Consider the following 18466-nt stretch of genomic DNA (forward strand, 5'->3'; position numbering starts at 1 on the left):
AATCGTAGATTTTAGCTCTTTTACTCAACAAAGCGCAAAATTATTCTAAATTGCTCTTGAATAATTGCTATAATTTGATACAATTTTAGCATATATTGCTTTTTTATGCCTGGGCAGCTAACTCAGCCGCTTGTTCAATCCGTAACTTCTCTCTGGGATTTGAGTTGAGAAGCAATTAGAGGAACTTTCGGGGCAAGAAAAAATCCCATCAAGCTGGCAAAAAGGATTGGCGTCAAGGGACTCAAGTTAGTCAGTTTTGATAGTAGCAAAGTTGTACTTATCGGTGTGCGGGTTACGGCTGCGTTGACAGCCGCCATTGTACAAATCATGGCCAGGGCAGGATCGAGTCCCGGAATTAAGACTGCTATTGCTTTACCAATGCAAGCACCAGTGAAGAATAGCGGAATGATGAATCCACCGCGCCACCCACCTGTTACTGTAATGCTAATGGCAGCCATTTTCCCAAAAGCTAGAGTTAAGAGAAAAACAGCACCAAAGTTAGCTCTCAAGACTGAATCTAACTCTTCATGTCCAAAATAACGGGTAAGGGGTAATAAAACTGCTAAAATGCCAAGTCCCACTCCTGCTAGTGTTGTGCGTACATAAATAGGAACAGGAGTTGGTGAAATGCCCAAACGTGAAACGGCTTGCCAAAAGGCATCGCAGCCGCGAAAAATACCGATAAAAATCCATCCCGCCACTGCCCCAATCGTTCCAAAGGCGATCGCGATCGCAAAATCATCAATCCTTTCTAAGTGATACTGAGGAAAATGCCAAGTGGGGGCAATACCCAAATGTGTAATTGCTGCAAACACCAGATAGCTAGCACAACTCGAAACAATGGCTGGCATTAAGGCTTCGTAATATTCCACAATATGCTCGTGGTGCAAAATCTCTAAGGCGAACATTGCACCGCCAAGAGGTGCGCCAAATAAGGCAGTGAAGCCAGCGGCCATTGCTGCTAAACTCATAGTTCTGAGGTCTTCACCTTGGAGTTTTAAGCGATCGGCAATCCAAGTACCAAAAGAACCTGTTACCTGTACCAGTGGCGCTTCTGGGCCAGCACTACCGCCTGCCGAGATGCTGACTAGAGAAGCCAGAATCATTGAAGGATTTTTGCGAACATCTAGGCGTCCGCCACGAAAATGAATATTATCAACAATCACAGCGATTTCACCGGGATTTCCCAAAAAATGAATCACCAGACCGATAAGTAAACCGCTAAGTGGCATCACTATCAGCAGGCTAAAACCCTCAAATCGCTGGAGTCTGTGAGTTAAAAACTCTAGAACATTCCAATACAACGCCGCAAATAGACCACCAGCAGTCCCCACGAATATCCAGCGGATGACCCACTGCGAAATCATTAGGGGATTACGCTTTACCAGTCCAAAAAGTTGAGCAAATGTCCAGCGTTGAGTTTGATTACTAGCGGGGGGCTTGTTTGGTAACACTGCTTATTTCCTATTTGTGAAACCTAGAGTACTGAATATTTACGCTTTTTATGGTAAAGGCTATTTAGTTTAGTGAATTATTTATTTCTTGTATTTACTATATTTAAATATTATCTATGCAGCAAAACCCGCATTTTTAGTGAATGCCTACCTTTACGATGAGGCATATATAAAGTCGAGCTAAGTAAATATTCTATATTGAGTTAGTTATAATGTTATTTAGATATTTCCTATTTTGAAGCCAAATACCCAAGGGTAAAGGACAAAAATTCCTTTCCCTATAGCCCATCAAGTGTTCCCTATTTTCTAATTAGTAAGACTAGCCCTTTTCAGGTGAGCATATATACTATCAAGGTTTTTACGGCATTTCAGGCTTCGGCTGGAATTGAATAAAGAATTTATGGATTAAACTCTAAATTTTGGAACTCTAAATTAAGCGATCGCAGCCGCCAAAATACCAAAAATGGCTTAAAAGATCATTTTTTGGATAGTACAAACGTTCATATTGAAAGGGCTAGTAGTAAGACTTACGCATTGACAAAATAACTAAATTATGAGTTGTGGATTTTCGACATTCAAGCTCAATTTTTCAACTCTTCTTTAGCAATGTCTATGGCAGATGTTTGCCTATGTGACTGATAAAGGATGATTGAAATTAGCTTGAAATTAGTTTTTTGCGAATCTACACGCTGATGAATTTTAGACGGACTTAAGACTTAGATAGTCCTAAGTGCTTGGATAAGTAATATTTGCAGGTCGATTGAAAGGAGGATATTCATCAAAAATTTCTAACCTTCAAGAGTGAGAAAAGTATGTCGAAAGCCTCAATTTTCGGCGAACTTTTGTGCCTTTAAGCACTAAAAGTTGAAAACTTAAAGTTACTGCCAAACATCTATTAAGGAAAAAGAAAGTAATGACACATACTATCATTGGAACCAATGGAAATGACACCCTAGACGGCACTAACGACCCCAACATAATTAACGGTAAAGCTGGGAATGATATCATCTTTACAGGTTATGGTGCCAACGATACTTTAACGGGTGGGGGCGGTAAAGATACATTTGTTTTTTATAGGTCAGGCGGCGGCACTGATATAATCACTGATTTCGGTGGTGTAGGTAAAGGAACAAATCCAACAGCAGCAGTAATTGCGGAAGTCGATACGATCGAATTTTTGGATGAATTGAATGCGCGAAATTTGCTACTCACCCAAAATGGCAACAATCTAGAGATCGCTTTTGAAAACGTATATGACACCACAAAAATCATCCTACAAAACTTCAAACTAGAAGACTTGGATAACCTGAAAGCTTCTGGTACAAGACCAGCCATAGGCAATATCTTGTTTAATGGGTTTGAGGAAACTAGTATCACTGATAGTTTTGATGTCCTGGATGCCAATACTGATACAAGCATCGCCACCAAGAATACGGTAACTTTCCTCAATGACCTGAATAACAACATTACAGGTTTAGACAACTCAGATGATGTGGTGAATGGTCAGGGGGGCAATGACAAAATTGATGGGTTAAGTGGTGACGATTTGCTGCGGGGTGGTACAGGCAACAATACTCTCATTGGTAGTCTGGGCAATGATACCCTTGATGCTTCCTATTCTTCTGGAAATAACATTCTCACAGGGGATGCAGGGGATGACTACCTTGATATTAGCTACTCTACTGGCAACAATACGGTTTCAGGTGGAGATGGCAATGATTACTTTTACACCCCTGGAGTTCAGGGTAGCAACATCCTAAATGGAGGGGATGGCAATGACTCCTTCAGTTTGTTTGTTACAGATACTGCTCTTTCTTCCTTAGCAACTCAAACGATAGACGGAGGGACAGGTGACGATTTGTTAACCGTCAATTCCAATGCGACTGAGGCAATCACTTCGACTTTCAATCATGCTACTAATACTGGCTCGATTACAACAGGCACATATCAGATTAACTATAAGAATATTGAACGATTAGATATCTCAGGCACATCCTACAATGATTACATTGTGGGGAGCAATGGCAATGATACCATCAGACCTAGTCCTGGTAACGACACTTTAACGGGTAGCGGTGGCAAGGATACATTTGTTTACGACACTTATAGCTCGGGTGCAAGTAGTGATACAATCACTGATTTCGGTGGGGTAGGTAAAGGAACTAATCCAACAGCAGCAGTAATTGCCGAAGTAGACACCCTAAATTTCGCTGGCGACGGCTTAACTGCTCAAAATTTAGTGCTGACTCAAAATGGCAGCAATCTAGAAATCACCTTTGACGCGGACTCTAGTCCCAAAATCATCTTACAAAACTTTGCTTTAGAAAACCTGGATAACCTAAGCTTATCTACAGGAGCAACTGTCAACTCGGGCAATATCCTGTTTTCTGGCCAAACTACCATTACTGACAGCTTTGATGTCTTCAATGCCAACTCCACTCAAGGTACTCTCTTCAACAAGAACACAGTCACCTTCCTTAACGATCTGAACAATAATGTTAGTGGCTTTGACAACTCAGATGATGTCATCAATGGTCAGGGGGGTGACGATCTTATTGATGGCAAAAGTGGCAATGATTTACTGCGGGGTGGTGCAGGCAATGATACTCTTATTGGTGGCGTAGGGAATGACATCCTCCTTGAGGATACTGGCAATAACTTTCTTGTTGGTGGTATTGGTGACGATACTTTCAATGTTGACTCTTCAACAGGCAAGAACACCCTCGATGGTGGCGCTGGTGACGATACATTGTATGCTCGGGGTTCACAAGGCAATAACTTACTCTCTGGCGGCGATGGCAATGATTTTCTTGACGCCTCTGAGCTTGCTATTGCTGAGGGACACGACTTTATTGGCTCTTCAGGTAATAATACCCTCAATGGTGGCGCTGGTGACGATACATTGCGTGCTGAGTCTCCAAAAAGTAATAGCTTACTCTCTGGAGACGATGGCAATGATTATCTTTCCACCTCTGGCCTTGAGTATTATAGATCGGACTATAGTTTTAGATCCTCAGGCAATAACACCCTCAACGGTGGCATTGGTGATGATACCTTGCTTGCTGAAATTTCAACAGGTAACAACCTACTCTCTGGTGGCGATGGCAATGATTTACTCTCCATCTCTGGCGTTGTCATCGGAACCAGCAGTGGAGATATTTACGGTCCCTCCTCAGGTAATAATACCCTCAACGGTGGCACTGGTGACGATACATTGCGTGCTGAGATTTCAACAGGCAATAACTTACTCTCTGGTGGCGATGGCAATGATTCCTTGTATCTAAGCACCTCATCCCCAGATACTGTCCGCTCTTATTTAGTGACTCAAACGGTAGATGGAGGTCAGGCTGACGATTTGCTTTCCGTGGATTATAGCAATGCTACTGGAGGAATCACAACAACATTTAATGCCACTACTAACATTGGCTCAATGACAGCAGGCAAGTATCAAGTTAGTTATCAGAATATTGAAAGATTAAATATCTTAGATACAGCCTACGATGACAACATTGTGGGGAGCAATGGCAACGATACTCTCTCCATAGATAGTGGTGGCAAAGATACGATAGACGGCGGTAAAGGTGACGATTTGTTGTCTGTCGAATACAGCAATGCTACCACAGGAATCACAACAACATTTAATCCTACTACTAACATTGGAGCAATTACGGCGGGCAATAATCGCGTTAGCTATAAGAATATCGAAAGATTAAATATTTTAGGTACAGACTACAATGACTTCATTGTGGGAAGCAATGGCGACGATACGCTTTCTACGGGATTTGGTGGCAATGACACAATAGATGGGGGTAAGGGTGACGATTTGTTGTACTTCAATTACAATTACTACGATCCTAGTGAAGGAATCACAACGACTTTCAATGCTACTACTAATATTGGCTCAATTACAAAAGGCACGAGACTAGTTAGCTACAAGAATATCGAAGGATTAAATATCTCAGGTACACAATACGATGACTTGATTGTAGGGAGCAATGGAAATGATACACTCGATACGGGCTATGGTGGCAATGACACAATAGATGGGGGGACAGGTAACGATTCCTTAAGTATCTATTCCAATAATACTACCACAGGAATCACAACAATATTTGATGCTACTAATAACATTGGTTCAATTACGGAGGACACAAGACTAATTAGCTACAAGAATATCGAAGAATTAAATATCAAAGGTACACAATACAATGACTTGATTGTAGGGAGTAATGGAAACGATACACTTGATGCGGGCAATGATGGCAAAGACACAATAGATGGTGGTAAAGGTGACGATTTGTTGTCCGTCGATTTTGGAAATGCTACTACAGGAATCACAACAACATTTAATGCTACTACTAACAAGGGAGAAATTACAGCGGGTAGGAGAATAGTTAGCTACCAAAATATTGAAGGATTAAATATTTCAGGTTCCTACTCTAATGACTTGATTGTGGGGAATAATGGTAATGATACCCTCAACGGTATTAGTGGCAATGATACCCTCAAAGGTGGTAATGGTAATGATGTCCTCATAGGTAGCAGTGGTAATGATAGCGTTTATGGTGGCGCTGGTACTGATACCTTTGTTTTCAATACTTTCAGTGAAGGCGTCGAGCGCCTATATGACTTTGACACCACTAATGAACTAATTAAGATATCAATTTATGGTTTTCCTAATCACGATTTCTCACTAGGTGTACTTAAGACAAATCAGTTTACAATCGGAGCATCTGCAACCACAAGTAATCAGCGATTTATATATAACTCGACTACAGGTGGATTGTTCTTTGATGAGGATGGTAGTGCTGGTGTCAATACTCAGGTACAGTTTGCACAATTATCTCCTGGCTTGTCACTAACCAACAACAATTTTGTGCTTTTTACTCCTTATTAGCACTCTATCACTTGAAGCAGAAAAAATAGAAAATCGTCGAATTGCGATGTGCTTAAAACAGATAGGGGAGAAGAGGTAGTATTTTCTCCCTTATCTCCCCAAGAAGGATAATTTTTGAATACTGAATTAGTATTCTAATTACCCAAATAAGTCACTTCAGTTTTCTGCGATCGCACCCTATTTAACGAGAGTAAGGGTTATTGAAGGTTTCCCAAGCAGCAATAGCCGCCTTTTGCACGCGAAAGCTGAAGTCTACTAAGTCTTTCATCAATAAGTGCCAGTTTCTCTCAGCTTCATCTTGAATTACCGCCCAAGAGTTTTCTAAGCGATCGCGTTGCATCAGTTTCCTTCCTTCAATTAATTCCCGTGCTTGGCGCACAACTTTCAAATAGGTTTCACGGGTGAGAGTACCGGCTGAATCAGCCTCAGCTTGAGCGCGTCTTTTTAGCGCCTCAATTAACGCTTTGGTTTCACGCTTCACCTCATCAGTTTCACCAGCCATTTCGGTTTCCACTAATTTGTCGGTTTCAGAACTTATTTTTACAATTACTATGGATTCAGTAGATTCGATATTGTTAGAATTCATACTTAAAAGATCCTTAATTGCAAAGTTTACTCTCCAATAAAAATTGCACCCTATCTTAATAGTCATTAGCCATTGATTTATTTTACAAATGACTAATGACTAATACTTCTCTACGAGAGGCTGCGCCAACGACTACGCGGTAGTTGAATCTCGACTTACTTCGACTACGCTCAGTACAAGTCGCTCGATTGCCGCGCAGCCGAAACTCAGTACAAGTGACTAATGACAAATTAATAAGCTTTTGTTGGCAGTTGTTGCTCTAATTTCAGCAATGCTGCAACTCGCATTTCTGTAGCTGGATGACTGGAGAATAAGTTACCTAGAAACTGTCCAGAAATGGAATTAATAATTAATAACGGCTCATAAGCTGGATTAGCATTTAAAGGCATTTGCTTTGCTGAGGCTTCTAAGCGTTGCAATGCCCTAGCTAAGGCACGGGGATTACCAGTTAATCTAGCAGAACCTGCATCAGCAGAAAATTCTCGTGTGCGCGAAATTCCTAGCTGAATAATTGTCGCAGCCAGTGGCGCAAGCATGACTGTTAATAAAACTCCTATTGGATTTCCACCTCTATTGTCATCTCGCGAACCACCGCCAAACCATAGGCTGTAACTAACCATTTGAGCTAAGAATGAGATCGCACCAGCCACAGTAGCAGCAACAGCTTGAGTGAGAGTGTCACGATTAATAATATGGGTTAGCTCGTGGGCGATAACACCTTCGAGTTCATCCTCTGGCAATATATTTAAAATACCTTCAGTGACAGCCACAGCAGCGTGTTCTGGATCGCGCCCTGTAGCGAAAGCGTTAGCACCAGGGCTAGGAACGATATAAACTTTAGGCATGGGAATGTTAGCGCGATCGCTCAATCTCTGCACCATCCGATAAAGTCCTGGTGCTTCCCTTTCACTCACAGGTTGCGCTTGGTATACTGCTAGGGCAATTTTATCTGATTGATACCAAGAAAATAGATTTGTGACTGCTGCCAAGCCAATGCCGATAATCAAGCCACTAGAACCGCCAATTACCCAGTAACTAATTGCAATCAAAAGACCACTTAATGCCGCAAGCAAAGTAGCCGTTTTCAATTGATTTGTCATGTTTTTGCTCTCCTGCTAATGCTGTGTAAATTTTTCAGAAAACAGCATTACTTCAGCTACATTTTGATTTTATCCAGCTAAACTTAGATATATGGTAGAGAAAACCTATCAGATAAGTACGGTTTTCCTACTTAAGTTTTAGTCATAGAATAAATATCTATAGATAGTAAAAACACATCTATCTATAGGAATAAATTGCTTATCTAGGCAGGAATTACGAGTGTAATGCTTAGATTGAGCTATGCCTAACTATTAGTTAAGATCCATTTACTTATAAAGATTCTGAGTCTATTCCTTGTGCTTGATATATCTGTTGGGAAAATAGCTGAAAATCTAATTCGCACGCCTTCAAAGCTTCAGTGGCTTGTGAGTATTTTGGGGCATCAAACAAATCGCGATCGCGGATTTTTGACAACCAAGAACGCAATTTATTTAATTCCGCCTCGTTCTCTTCTAATTCTGCAAAGGTGAGATTACCTATTTTCCGTTCCTCGCTCAATTCGCTATGCAAATCCCGACATTGCCCCAAAAACTCTTGATATTCTCGATCTGCCTGTTGGTGAAAACGATTTACCAACATAGCGTTTTGCTCGGGTTCATCAATCCAAATAGTCAATAAATCTGCTTCACCACCACCTGCTGTAATGTCTGCTTTCAATTCTGCCAAATATTGTTGCAAGTCTTCTCTATGCGGTAGCACGCACACCGACTGCTGTAGATAAAGTGCGCCCCAGCCCTTGAGTTTACGCCAAACATACACCCGTTGCGTTGAAGGCTGTGCGGGTACTTTGTACACCAATAAGTTCCAACACTTTCTGTCCATAGATAGATTGTAACAGGTGTTGCATTAAATTGATTTTATTGTTAGTCTACTTATGAAACAACTGTTGCATTCCAGAAAAATTATGAGTCTGAATCATCAAGTCGGAAGCTCACTTATTGGTTCTCAAGGGTTACAGAGTTGATGTAGTAAAAGCCAGTCAGTTAAACAGGAAATATGCAACTACAAAATAAATTTGTCCAGACAATTCCCGGCACTGTTTGGGTATTGGGATTTGTCAGTTTGCTGACAGATATTAGCTCTGAGATGATTAATTCTGTATTGCCCTTATTTTTGGTATCAGTTTTAGGGGCGAATGTTTTGACTGTGGGCATCATCGATGGCATTGCAGAAGCAACAGCTTCAGTTTTAAAAATCTTTTCGGGAGCGTTGAGTGATTATCTCGGACATCGTAAAGGATTAGCGGTGTTTGGGTACGGCTTATCCACCTTTGTTAAACCACTATTTGCTGTAGCTACCAGTCCAACTGGGGTGTTAATAGCTCGATTTGGCGATCGCATTGGCAAAGGTATTCGGGTAGCGCCCCGTGATGCCTTAGTCGCCGATTCCACTAATGCAGATGTACGCGGTGCAGCTTATGGATTGCGTCAATCCCTCGATACTATCGGAGCATTTTTGGGGCCTTTGGCAGCATTTGCTCTGATGACTGCTTCCGAAAACAACTTCCGCTTGATTTTTTGGCTAGCACTCATTCCTGGATTCTTCGCAGTCGCTTTATTAATAGTGGGAGTGCGCGAACCACAAACAAGTGAAACTCAAGGAAATCGAAGCAACCCTCTGCAATGGGAAGCTTTACGCAGTTTGGGTCAAGGATACTGGGTAATTGTAATAGTGGCATTACTATTCAATTTAGGTAACTCTAGCAATGCTTTTTTATTACTGCGAGCTGAACAAACAGGCATTTCTGCCTCACTCATCCCATTGACATTAATGGTGATGAACATCGCCTACTCATTCAGCGCTTACCCATTAGGAATACTTTCCGATCGCATGGGTAAATTTGGGTTACTGGTGGGCGGATTTCTCCTATACGCTTTAGTCTATCTGGGTTTCGCTTTCGTGCAGACATCTTGGCAAGTCTGGGGATTGTTTGCCCTTTACGGTCTGCATTTGGGTATGAGTAAAGGGCTGATGTTAGCACTAGTAGCAAATAGTATACCTGCAAATCTGCGCGGCACTGCTTTTGGATTCTTCAACTTGGCACTGGGATTAGCACTTTTACCTGCTAGTTTGCTAGCTGGTGGGTTGTGGCAAACACTGGGAGCAGAGGCGACATTTATTGCTGGGAGCTTGTTTGCATTGGCAGCTGTATTATTGTTAGTTACTCAAAAAAACAAATATTGAAAAGCAAAAATGGTATCCTTGATTTGAAATCAAATCAATGGCGATGGAGCTCGCCGAAACCGCCTTTTCAGTCCTAAAATTCATCACTGGAAGGCTGATGGCTCCTACTTTCCTTGCTAACTGCGGGAGAGTAGGGCTTGGCTAAATGCATTACCTGACTCCCCTGTAGAAAGTATCTCTCTACAAATCGCACCTCAAGGAGTCATGGTATGAAACACCTTCGTCAGTTTGAACCATTTATTGCCTTACCCCACTTAATTAAGTGGTTGCCTATTTCCTTTGTCGTTGGCATTCTTGCTGGAACGGCCTCGGCGGCTCTTTTAGCATCATTAGAATGGGCAACTGATTGGCGAGAATCACATCGGTGGATTATCGCCTTGCTTCCTCTTGGTGGCTTCTTAAGTGGTTGGATTTATCATCAATTTGGTCGGACTGTAGAAGCAGGAAATAATCTTTTACTCGAAGAAATTCATAACCCCAAAAAGATTATTCCTTTTCGTATGGCTCCTCTTGTTTTACTAGGAACAGACCTGACACATTTTTTTGGTGGTTCAGCCGGTCGTGAAGGTACAGCATTACAAATGGGTGCTTCTTTGGCAGACCAATTAACTAAAATATTGCATTTTCAAGGGGCTAATCGGCGAATTTTGTTAACGGCAGGTATCAGTGGGGGATTCGCTTCAGTTTTCGGTACTCCCTTAGCTGGAACCGTATTTGGTCTAGAAGTTTTAGCGATTGGTAAAATTCATTACGATGCTCTTTTTCCTTCTTTAATTGCTGCGATCGTCGGAAATCAAGTAACCTTACTATTTGGTTTAAATCATACTGCATACCGACACGCTCCCTCTATACCGACGCTCACAATTTGGGGATTGATTTCTGCGATTATCGCAGGTGCAATTTTTGGAATTGTCGCGAGATTTTTTGCTAAAGTAACTCACCAAATTAGCCACTTATTTAAAGCAAAAATATCTTATCCTCCACTGCGTCTTTTGATAGGCGGTGCGATGATAGCAGTAATTGTTGGGTTAAGTGGTACGACTAAATACATTGGGCTTGGTATACCTACTATTGTTGATTCTTTTTTCACTCAACTACCTCCTTGGGATTTTGCAGCAAAATTGGGTCTGACTGCTTTAACTTTAGGAGCAGGTTTTAAAGGAGGAGAAGTGACACCTTTGTTTTTTATTGGTGCAACTTTAGGTAATGCTTTATCGTTACTTTTAGCATTACCTGCACCACTCTTAGCAGGAATGGGATTTGTGGGTGTATTTGCGGGTGCAGCAAATACACCATTGGCATCCACTTTAATGGGAATTGAATTATTTGGTCTGGAATCGGGAGTATTTATTGCTATTGGCTGTGTAGTTAGCTACTTATTTTCAGGTCATTCTGGAATTTACTCTGCACAGCGTATTGGATTGAGTAAATACTCTGCTGTATATTTAGAAGAAGGGGTGACTTTGGCTAATTATGGACAACCGAAAATTGATTTACCTGATGATGGGAAAAAAGGAAGAAGTAATTCTGAGGAATAATTTTTTGATGTAATTAATTGATAATTGAGAGTTGTTAACCGATAAGAGGTTTGACAAATGAATAATTATGGATTCGGCAAATTAGTTACCTTTCTAAATCAATTAGAACAAGAGAAAATTAGTTACACTTTAGCCCATCATCGAAATGAAACCATTATGGTTAATGTGGCGGTGGCTGGTGAACGATGGGAAGTGGAATTTTTTGAGGATGGTTCGGTTGAGGTAGAACGATTTATTAGTAGTGGAGAGATTAATGGGGAAGAGGTTTTTAGTGAGTTATTTGCTATGTATTCAGAGCCAGAAAGTAATTCTGTTAAACTGAGCCAAAATACTAATATCATGTCCGGTTAAAGACTTATCATTAAGACCGCAGGGGGCAGGGAGCAGGGGGCAGGGGGAAAGAGGTTTTCCTGGTTTTTGCACAGATTCAGGAATCATAACTAATTAGGCGGACATGATATAACTTGGCAAGCAAGATGTAAAGGCGATCGCGCTATGTCTCCCCTGAAAAATAAACCTTTAGTGCTAGCATCCTTATTTAAATTATAGGTTAGTTAATTCATGTCAATATTCTTTACCTATTAATTAAACTTACTAATAATCACCTGTTACTATCTAGTAGGTCTAAAAAACGCTTAACTACACAATCTGGCTGCTGTTGACAATCTTTCCAATCAAAGCGCTCAATAAATACTCCGTAGGCCCTTAAAGATTGATCTCGACTACGGTCGCGCTGAATATAGCTTTGCGTATTGTGGTGTGGACCGTCCACTTCCAGGATTCCCCACTTTCCCTGATGACATATTAAGAAATCTGGATAACATTCACCGCGTCCATATCCAACCTTAAATCGCGCTTTGCAGTTCGGAAGGAATAAGACACCTAGTTTATCTAATTCTTTTGCAATTTGGACTTCACTAAGGGATGCAAATTTAAAGCCATTCCAATTTTTTACTTTTTCATCAGAAATGAATGTACCCTGATTATTTCCATTTCTTCTGAGAGCATTTTTCAGCAAATCATCATGCTAGTCAGCTTGGATATCTGGAATATTCGATAACTCTATTACAGGAGTTATATACAGTTTATTAACTTCCCATTCATCAAGAGGTAGTATAGCTTCAAAAGCTCGATGAATAGCTTTAGTAATAGAATGTTCTTTATCAAGAAGAATATCATAATTAGGTCGTCGAGTTTTAAGTTTTATCTCGAACCAAGAGGAAGCAGAATCACAAGATAAAAAAGTACAAGATAGTAAAAATATAGCTTCATCATTTTCTCGTCCGTCTATTAGAAACTGTACAGCTTTTGCATACTCTTCATTAAAGTTTTGAGTTTCCATAATAAAATGAGAAATATATTAGATTTTAGAAATATGTTGCAACTTAAATGCACATCAGCTTAACAGCTTATAACACGTAATTACTGCTAGCTTGATCATAATTAAGCAAAATAAGCAATGCTTGTTTGATCGTTTACTAAATCCTCGCTTCCAATTCTTCTAAAGCTTGAAAACTTCCTACTTGCCAACTACGTTCTACGGCAGCAGGGATAATCTCAGTAATCGCTATATCTTCAAAATTAGGACTGGTATTAGATTTTATATATTTTCCCTCTTTCAGCAAATAAATAGAAAGGTTTCCGCTATGGTAAACCCATAGTTCTGGAACTCCAATGGCTTCATAAGCATCAAGAGTAGTTTTTGATGTAACATCAGTTTCAATTGCTAAATCTGGCGGCGGGTCATCAGGCTGCAAGCGGCGATGACCAATCATTTGTTGATAATTCTGAATATAAAAGCAAGCATCAGGTTCAACTCCTGCAACACCTTGTCGTTTAAAGGTGGTGGAACCAAAAGGTTGATATCTGATATTTTTAGCCTTCAGCAATATTTTGACAATATCAGAAATTAAATCTTTGGGTATTTCATGTTCTGGTAAAGGAGCCATAATTTCTAAAGTACCCTGGCTGTAGGCAATTCGTGTAGTTCTTTTGTCTCCCAATTCTTGTAAAATAGATTCAAATTCTTCCCAGGTAACATCTGGAATTGCCACTGTGCTACCAGGTGCTAATTGCATCTGACTAACAGCTTTTAAAACGGGGATAGCAGCAGTCACGTCGCTTCGCTCCAATTCAAAATTCAAAATTCAAAATTCAAAATTCAAAATCTATAAGGTTGCGGTGGATAATACAGCCCACCGTAACCTTTAGATTAATAGAATGAGTTTAACAAAAGTGGCTAAAAGCGATCGCTCTACACTTTAAACTTCTCAGCAATTCGCTTCATCGCCTCTTCCACATTCTCCCGGCTGTTAAACGCCGATATGCGGAAGTAACCTTCACCCGCAGCACCAAAGCCAGAACCAGGTGTCCCCACAACGTTGACGGTTTGCAGCAATTTATCAAAGAATTCCCAACTAGATAAACCATTAGGAGTTTTCACCCAAACGTAAGGTGCATTCACGCCACCATAAACTGATAATCCGGCGGCTGTGAGTTTTTCGCGGATAATTTTGGCATTTTCTAGATAGAAACTCACCAATCCCTTGATTTGTGCCTGTCCTTCTTCAGAATAAACCGCTTCGGCTCCCCGTTGGACGATGTAAGAAACACCGTTAAATTTGGTAGATTGGCGACGATTCCACAGTTTCCACAGTTCGACATCGGAACCATCGGCGGCTTTTGCTGTGAGTGTCTTTGGTACTACAGTTAACGCGCAACGGGTTCCTGTAAAACCTGCATTCTTGGAAAAAGACCGAAATTCGATCGCAACTTCTCTTGCACCTTCAATTTCATAAATTGAGTGCGGAATCGACGGATCGGTAATATAAGCTTCGTAGGCTGCATCAAAGAAAATAATCGAGTTATTAGCTTTGGCATAGTCTACCCATGTTTTGAGATATTCCTTGGTAGCAGTTGCGCCAGTGGGATTATTGGGAAAGCAGAGATAAATTAAATCGACTTTCTTTAACGGAATCTCGGCGGTGAAGTTGTTATCAGCTGTAATTGGTAGATAAACTAAACCCTCAAATTCGCCTTTATCGTTGGCATCCCCAGTATTTCCCACCATAACGTTAGTGTCTACATACACAGGGTAAACTGGGTCAGTAACGGCTATAGTGTTGTTATGACCGAAGATTTCTAGAATGTTGCCTGTATCGCACTTGGAACCGTCGGAGATAAAGATTTCGGAAGCATCTATGTCGGCTCCCCGTGCTTGGAAATCATGAGTAGCAATTTTCTCCCGCAACCATGCGTAGCCTTGCTCTGGCCCGTAGCCTTTAAAAGTATTGCGATCGCCCATTTCTTCCACAGCTTTAATCATCGCTGTGCGGCAAGCCTCCGGCAGAGGTTCGGTAACATCACCAATACCCAGCCTGATGATTTTAGCATTACTGTTCGCTTCGGCAAAGGCATTCACCCGCCGAGCAATTTCTGGAAACAGATAACCCGCTTTCAGTTTTAGGTAGTTGTCGTTAATAGTTGCCATTATGTAGATTATGAAAAAACGCCCTCAAATAGCTTACTGCTAATTTATGAGGGCGATAACTTTGTTATGGGGAGTGAAGAAGGGAATAGGGTAAAGGTTACAGGGTACAGATTATTCCCTATCACCTGTTACCTGTTACCTGTCACCTCTTCCCAATTAGACATTTACCGGCTGTTTATTATCGGCTGAATAACTGTTGCGATCGCTAATTACAAATTCCGTGATGGTTTCTTTTCCTGTAATCAATCTTGCTCCACGATTACGGGTGAAATAGCTCCATGCCCACTGAATCATTACTACTAATTTGTTGTTAAATTCAATTAAGAAGTAGATGTGAATAAATAGCCAAAACAGCCATGCAACGAAACCTTTCAGCTTGGTAAAGCCCAAATCTACCACAGCAGAATTGTGCCCAATCATCGCTAAACTACCATGATCGGTATAAGCAAAGGGTGGTAAATTTTTACCTGCAAGCCTGTTTTGGACTAATGCTGCTACATATTCACCTTCTTGCTTCGCTACAGGTGCAACACCAGGTAGGGGTTTACCATTTTGATGAGAGAAATTTGCTAAATCGCCAACTACAAAAATATTCGGATGTCCCTTAATACTCAAGTCAGGTTCAACGATAATCCGTCCAGCGCGATCGCATTCTGCACCTGTGCGTTCTGCTAGAACTTTTCCCATTGCGGAAGCTTTCACACCTGCCGCCCATAATACCGTTTTTGAGGCAATTTCTTTAACTTCATCGCCTTGTTTGAGGGTAACAATATCATTTTCAATATTCGTTACCAATGTTTTTGTCTGCACAACCACACCCAAGCGCGTCAGTGATGCTTCCGCTTCTTGTGATAACTCTGGTGCAAAGGGTGGCAAAATCCGATCTAAACCTTCTAATAGTAAAATCTTGGCTTCTGAGGTGTCGATGTTGCGGAAATCATCTTTGAGAGTTTGATTTGCTAATTCGGCGATCGCACCAGCTAACTCTACACCAGTTGGGCCACCACCCACAATTACAAAAGTTAACAAAGCACGGCGTTTTTCTGGATCGGTTTCTTTTTCTGCGGCTTCAAAGGCTGAAAAAATCCGGCTACGCATTTCTATCGCATCTTCTACAGTTTTCAAGCCGGGAGCAAATTCTTCCCAGTTGTCTTTGCCAAAGTAGGAATGCTTCGCACCTGTGGCGACAATTAACGTATCGTAAGGTATTGCTTCGTCACCCACAATCACTTTTTGCGCTTCTGGCTCGATGTTATTCACCTCTCCCAGCAGCACTTTTGTATTCTTGCTCTTGCTGAGAACAGAACGCAACGGTGAGGAGATATCAGCCGGAGATAGCGCACCTGTGGCGACTTGATATAAAAGGGGTTGAAATAGATGAAAGTTACGTTTATCAATCAGAGTAACGTTTACTGCCGCTTTGGCGAGTGTTTTTGCTGCATAAAGTCCACCAAAACCACCGCCAACGATTACTACTTTATGGGGTGGATTATTGTCAAGTGAATTTACCATAAGAAATATTATCGTGTATGCCGACTATTGTAACTATTCTTAACAGATTTGTATCAAAATTGTCATCATATATTTTGTATTGCTCTTTACATTTGAAAAAGTATTAAAGTAATCGAGATTACAGGATAAACAAAATTGTTTAAGAGAAAGGTACAGACAATAAGAGTTTGAAATCTTTCAATTTTTGTTTATCTATGTAGATTTATCAGAGGTAAATGTAGAATTTATGCAAGTTTAGTCAGAAATAGTTGACTCTGGTGTTTGTGTCAAACGTGGTGAATGAGTTCGCCGCCAACGCCTAAAGCCATAGACAACAGCAACAAAAATTAACAAATAGGGGCTGTAAACAATTAACCAAATACCCAGTTTAAGTAAGCCAACGGAAAATGCACTCAAAGAATGGGTAGAGTTATTCCAAGTTTCCTTAACTTGCAAACCCAAGGCAGGTTGAGGGCTGGTACTAGAAACTGCTGCTTCTAGGTTCAGCGTAATCGTGGAATAAGCAACTTGATTTTTGAGGTTTTTCAGTTGGGCATCAATTTGTTCTATGGTTTGCCGGACATTACTCAGTTCTTGAGAAACACTAAGCACATCTCTAATAGAACCAGCCCGATCCATAATTTTTTGCAAATTGGCTTCAGTTTTTTGCAAATTAGTTAATCTGGCTTGGAAATCTACGAGGCGATCGCCTACATCTTCAGCAGTGATATTACGACTATTTACAGTGCCCAATTTAGCTAGTTGCTCTAAAGTAGGTTCTAGCCGATCCTGTGGTATCCGCAATTGGATTGTTGCTGTGTAACGCGGGTTGTCGTTTTTGGGTTGTTGTTGTTTCAACCCGATTAAATCTCCTTGCTGTTGATTGATAATTTGCGAAACAGCATCAATAGTCTTATCTACAGAGTTGACAGTCAAAGAAATTGCTGCCTTTTTGATCAGTTGGGGACGAGAACGCGCTATTGGTGCAGCTTCCGCCTTTTGGGAAATATTGTTTTCACGGGCACTTAATTGATTTACTCCGTCATTAGCTGCAATTTGAGGTGCAGATTGAGGTGCAGACTTACTTGCTGTCTGTTGGGAAGAGGCGCAACTAGTGAAAATCATCCCTCCCAATAACGCACTTATAAATAAAGCAGATGTGCGCGGTAATTTCGTTGCAGTATACATAATCTACCCCTAGATAGATGAAGTTAACCCTAGTATTACTGAATAAGAACTCAAAGCCTGTATTGTTGCAATTTATGTAACAGGGTTTGTCATTTTTATATTGTTTGATTTTGAAAACAAGTTGGATCTGCGATCGCTGCTTGTAAATTTGCCTTTATACCAATTCAGAATCCCCTACTGTATCTTGTCGATCAAAATTCTCTGGCGCTTTCAGCAGCCTGTCTCAATGCTAAAAAAGCTTCTTTTAAAGGTTGGCTAACGGCACTGTCTGGTTCTGTTAGCACTAGCTGTTGATAGGCTGATAAAAATTGCGATCGTAGCCTATGGAACAAATGCAGAAAGTAACGCACAAAGCTGATACAATCCAAAACCACAATCTCTATACCACCTGTGCGATCGTACATACTTGAGGCATATTCCTGAATACCTTCTTCTATCGCATCCGTTGTGATAAAAATTACTTTGCCATGAAAGCCAACTTCAAAGGGAGTGCTTTACCCGTTATTGGGAAAACTAAATTTAAGTATTAAAGATAGT

At 40.9% G+C, this 18466-nt stretch carries 15 protein-coding genes and 1 riboswitch; of the genes, 4 read left to right on the forward strand and 11 right to left on the reverse strand.

Annotated elements, in window-relative coordinates; genetic code table 11:
• Positions 1–134 precede the first annotated feature (134 nt).
• On the reverse strand, positions 135–1454 hold the full coding sequence (locus tag ACR5KR_RS21905) for a chloride channel protein (RefSeq protein WP_448268009.1): 1320 nt from the start codon (positions 1452–1454) through the stop codon (positions 135–137).
• A 913-nt stretch (positions 1455–2367) separates the two neighbouring features.
• Between ACR5KR_RS21905 and ACR5KR_RS21910 the strand changes: the two genes are divergently transcribed.
• Entirely contained in the window at positions 2368–6351 is a 3984-nt protein-coding gene (locus ACR5KR_RS21910; RefSeq protein WP_448268010.1) for a beta strand repeat-containing protein, read from the forward strand.
• A gap of 181 nt (positions 6352–6532) precedes the next feature.
• Here the strand turns inward: ACR5KR_RS21910 and ACR5KR_RS21915 are convergent, their stop codons facing one another.
• From ACR5KR_RS21915 to ACR5KR_RS21925, 3 genes are all read right to left on the reverse strand, one after another.
• Positions 6533–6937: a hypothetical protein gene (locus ACR5KR_RS21915; protein WP_448268011.1), complete on the reverse strand. Its 405-nt coding sequence runs from the start codon at positions 6935–6937 to the stop codon at positions 6533–6535.
• Between the two features lie 230 nt (positions 6938–7167).
• Positions 7168–8037 carry a zinc metalloprotease HtpX gene (locus ACR5KR_RS21920; RefSeq protein ID WP_448268012.1) on the reverse strand — a complete coding sequence of 290 codons (870 nt, stop codon included), beginning with the start codon at positions 8035–8037 and terminating at the stop codon, positions 7168–7170.
• A 271-nt stretch (positions 8038–8308) separates the two neighbouring features.
• Positions 8309–8833, reverse strand: a complete 525-nt coding sequence (locus ACR5KR_RS21925) for a Chromate resistance protein ChrB (protein ID WP_445630523.1) — start codon at positions 8831–8833, stop codon at positions 8309–8311.
• Between the two features lie 201 nt (positions 8834–9034).
• Between ACR5KR_RS21925 and ACR5KR_RS21930 the strand changes: the two genes are divergently transcribed.
• The 3 genes from ACR5KR_RS21930 (at position 9035) to ACR5KR_RS21940 (ending at position 12111) form a co-directional block, all read left to right on the forward strand.
• On the forward strand, positions 9035–10222 hold the full coding sequence (locus ACR5KR_RS21930) for an MFS transporter (protein WP_448268013.1): 1188 nt from the start codon (positions 9035–9037) through the stop codon (positions 10220–10222).
• 30 nt (positions 10223–10252) lie between these two features.
• Positions 10253–10336, forward strand: a riboswitch (Fluoride riboswitch).
• Positions 10337–10431: 95 nt separating this feature from the next.
• Positions 10432–11760: a voltage-gated chloride channel family protein gene (locus ACR5KR_RS21935; protein WP_448268014.1), complete on the forward strand. Its 1329-nt coding sequence runs from the start codon at positions 10432–10434 to the stop codon at positions 11758–11760.
• Positions 11761–11817: 57 nt separating this feature from the next.
• On the forward strand, positions 11818–12111 hold the full coding sequence (locus ACR5KR_RS21940; protein WP_448268015.1) for a hypothetical protein: 294 nt from the start codon (positions 11818–11820) through the stop codon (positions 12109–12111).
• Between the two features lie 250 nt (positions 12112–12361).
• Here ACR5KR_RS21940 and ACR5KR_RS21945 read toward each other — a convergent pair whose 3' ends face one another.
• From ACR5KR_RS21945 to ACR5KR_RS21975, 7 genes are all read right to left on the reverse strand, one after another.
• A complete protein-coding gene (locus tag ACR5KR_RS21945; RefSeq protein WP_448268016.1) occupies positions 12362–12778 on the reverse strand; it encodes a DUF559 domain-containing protein in 417 nt (138 codons plus the stop codon).
• A gap of 9 nt (positions 12779–12787) precedes the next feature.
• On the reverse strand, positions 12788–13102 hold the full coding sequence (locus tag ACR5KR_RS21950; RefSeq protein WP_448268017.1) for a hypothetical protein: 315 nt from the start codon (positions 13100–13102) through the stop codon (positions 12788–12790).
• 136 nt (positions 13103–13238) lie between these two features.
• Positions 13239–13877, reverse strand: coding sequence for a Uma2 family endonuclease (locus ACR5KR_RS21955; RefSeq protein ID WP_448268018.1), 639 nt, complete (start codon positions 13875–13877; stop codon positions 13239–13241).
• Positions 13878–14014: 137 nt separating this feature from the next.
• Positions 14015–15250 (reverse strand): LL-diaminopimelate aminotransferase, encoded by a 1236-nt coding sequence (locus tag ACR5KR_RS21960; protein ID WP_448268019.1) that lies wholly within the window; start codon positions 15248–15250, stop codon positions 14015–14017.
• A gap of 156 nt (positions 15251–15406) precedes the next feature.
• Entirely contained in the window at positions 15407–16762 is a 1356-nt protein-coding gene (locus tag ACR5KR_RS21965) for an NAD(P)/FAD-dependent oxidoreductase (protein WP_448268020.1), read from the reverse strand.
• A gap of 234 nt (positions 16763–16996) precedes the next feature.
• Complete coding sequence (locus ACR5KR_RS21970; protein WP_448268021.1) at positions 16997–17929, reverse strand: DUF4349 domain-containing protein; 933 nt, start codon at positions 17927–17929, stop codon at positions 16997–16999.
• Positions 17930–18120: 191 nt separating this feature from the next.
• Positions 18121–18333, reverse strand: a complete 213-nt coding sequence (locus ACR5KR_RS21975) for a hypothetical protein (RefSeq protein WP_448268022.1) — start codon at positions 18331–18333, stop codon at positions 18121–18123.
• Between the last annotated feature and the right edge of the window lie 133 nt (positions 18334–18466).

Source organism: Nostoc sp. DSM 114159, from assembly GCF_053470285.1.

What these genes read in the sequence shown, in the direction of transcription:
- ACR5KR_RS21910 (WP_448268010.1), top strand. Translation starts at nt 2,368, where the DNA reads ATGACACATACTATCATTGGAACCAATGGAAATGACACCCTAGACGGC.
- ACR5KR_RS21915 (WP_448268011.1), bottom strand. Translation starts at nt 6,937, where the DNA reads ATGAATTCTAACAATATCGAATCTACTGAATCCATAGTAATTGTAAAA.
- ACR5KR_RS21920 (WP_448268012.1), bottom strand. Translation starts at nt 8,037, where the DNA reads ATGACAAATCAATTGAAAACGGCTACTTTGCTTGCGGCATTAAGTGGT.
- ACR5KR_RS21930 (WP_448268013.1), top strand. Translation starts at nt 9,035, where the DNA reads ATGCAACTACAAAATAAATTTGTCCAGACAATTCCCGGCACTGTTTGG.
- ACR5KR_RS21935 (WP_448268014.1), top strand. Translation starts at nt 10,432, where the DNA reads ATGAAACACCTTCGTCAGTTTGAACCATTTATTGCCTTACCCCACTTA.
- ACR5KR_RS21940 (WP_448268015.1), top strand. Translation starts at nt 11,818, where the DNA reads ATGAATAATTATGGATTCGGCAAATTAGTTACCTTTCTAAATCAATTA.
- ACR5KR_RS21950 (WP_448268017.1), bottom strand. Translation starts at nt 13,102, where the DNA reads ATGGAAACTCAAAACTTTAATGAAGAGTATGCAAAAGCTGTACAGTTT.
- ACR5KR_RS21960 (WP_448268019.1), bottom strand. Translation starts at nt 15,250, where the DNA reads ATGGCAACTATTAACGACAACTACCTAAAACTGAAAGCGGGTTATCTG.
- ACR5KR_RS21965 (WP_448268020.1), bottom strand. Translation starts at nt 16,762, where the DNA reads ATGGTAAATTCACTTGACAATAATCCACCCCATAAAGTAGTAATCGTT.
- ACR5KR_RS21970 (WP_448268021.1), bottom strand. Translation starts at nt 17,929, where the DNA reads ATGTATACTGCAACGAAATTACCGCGCACATCTGCTTTATTTATAAGT.
- ACR5KR_RS21975 (WP_448268022.1), bottom strand. Translation starts at nt 18,333, where the DNA reads ATGTACGATCGCACAGGTGGTATAGAGATTGTGGTTTTGGATTGTATC.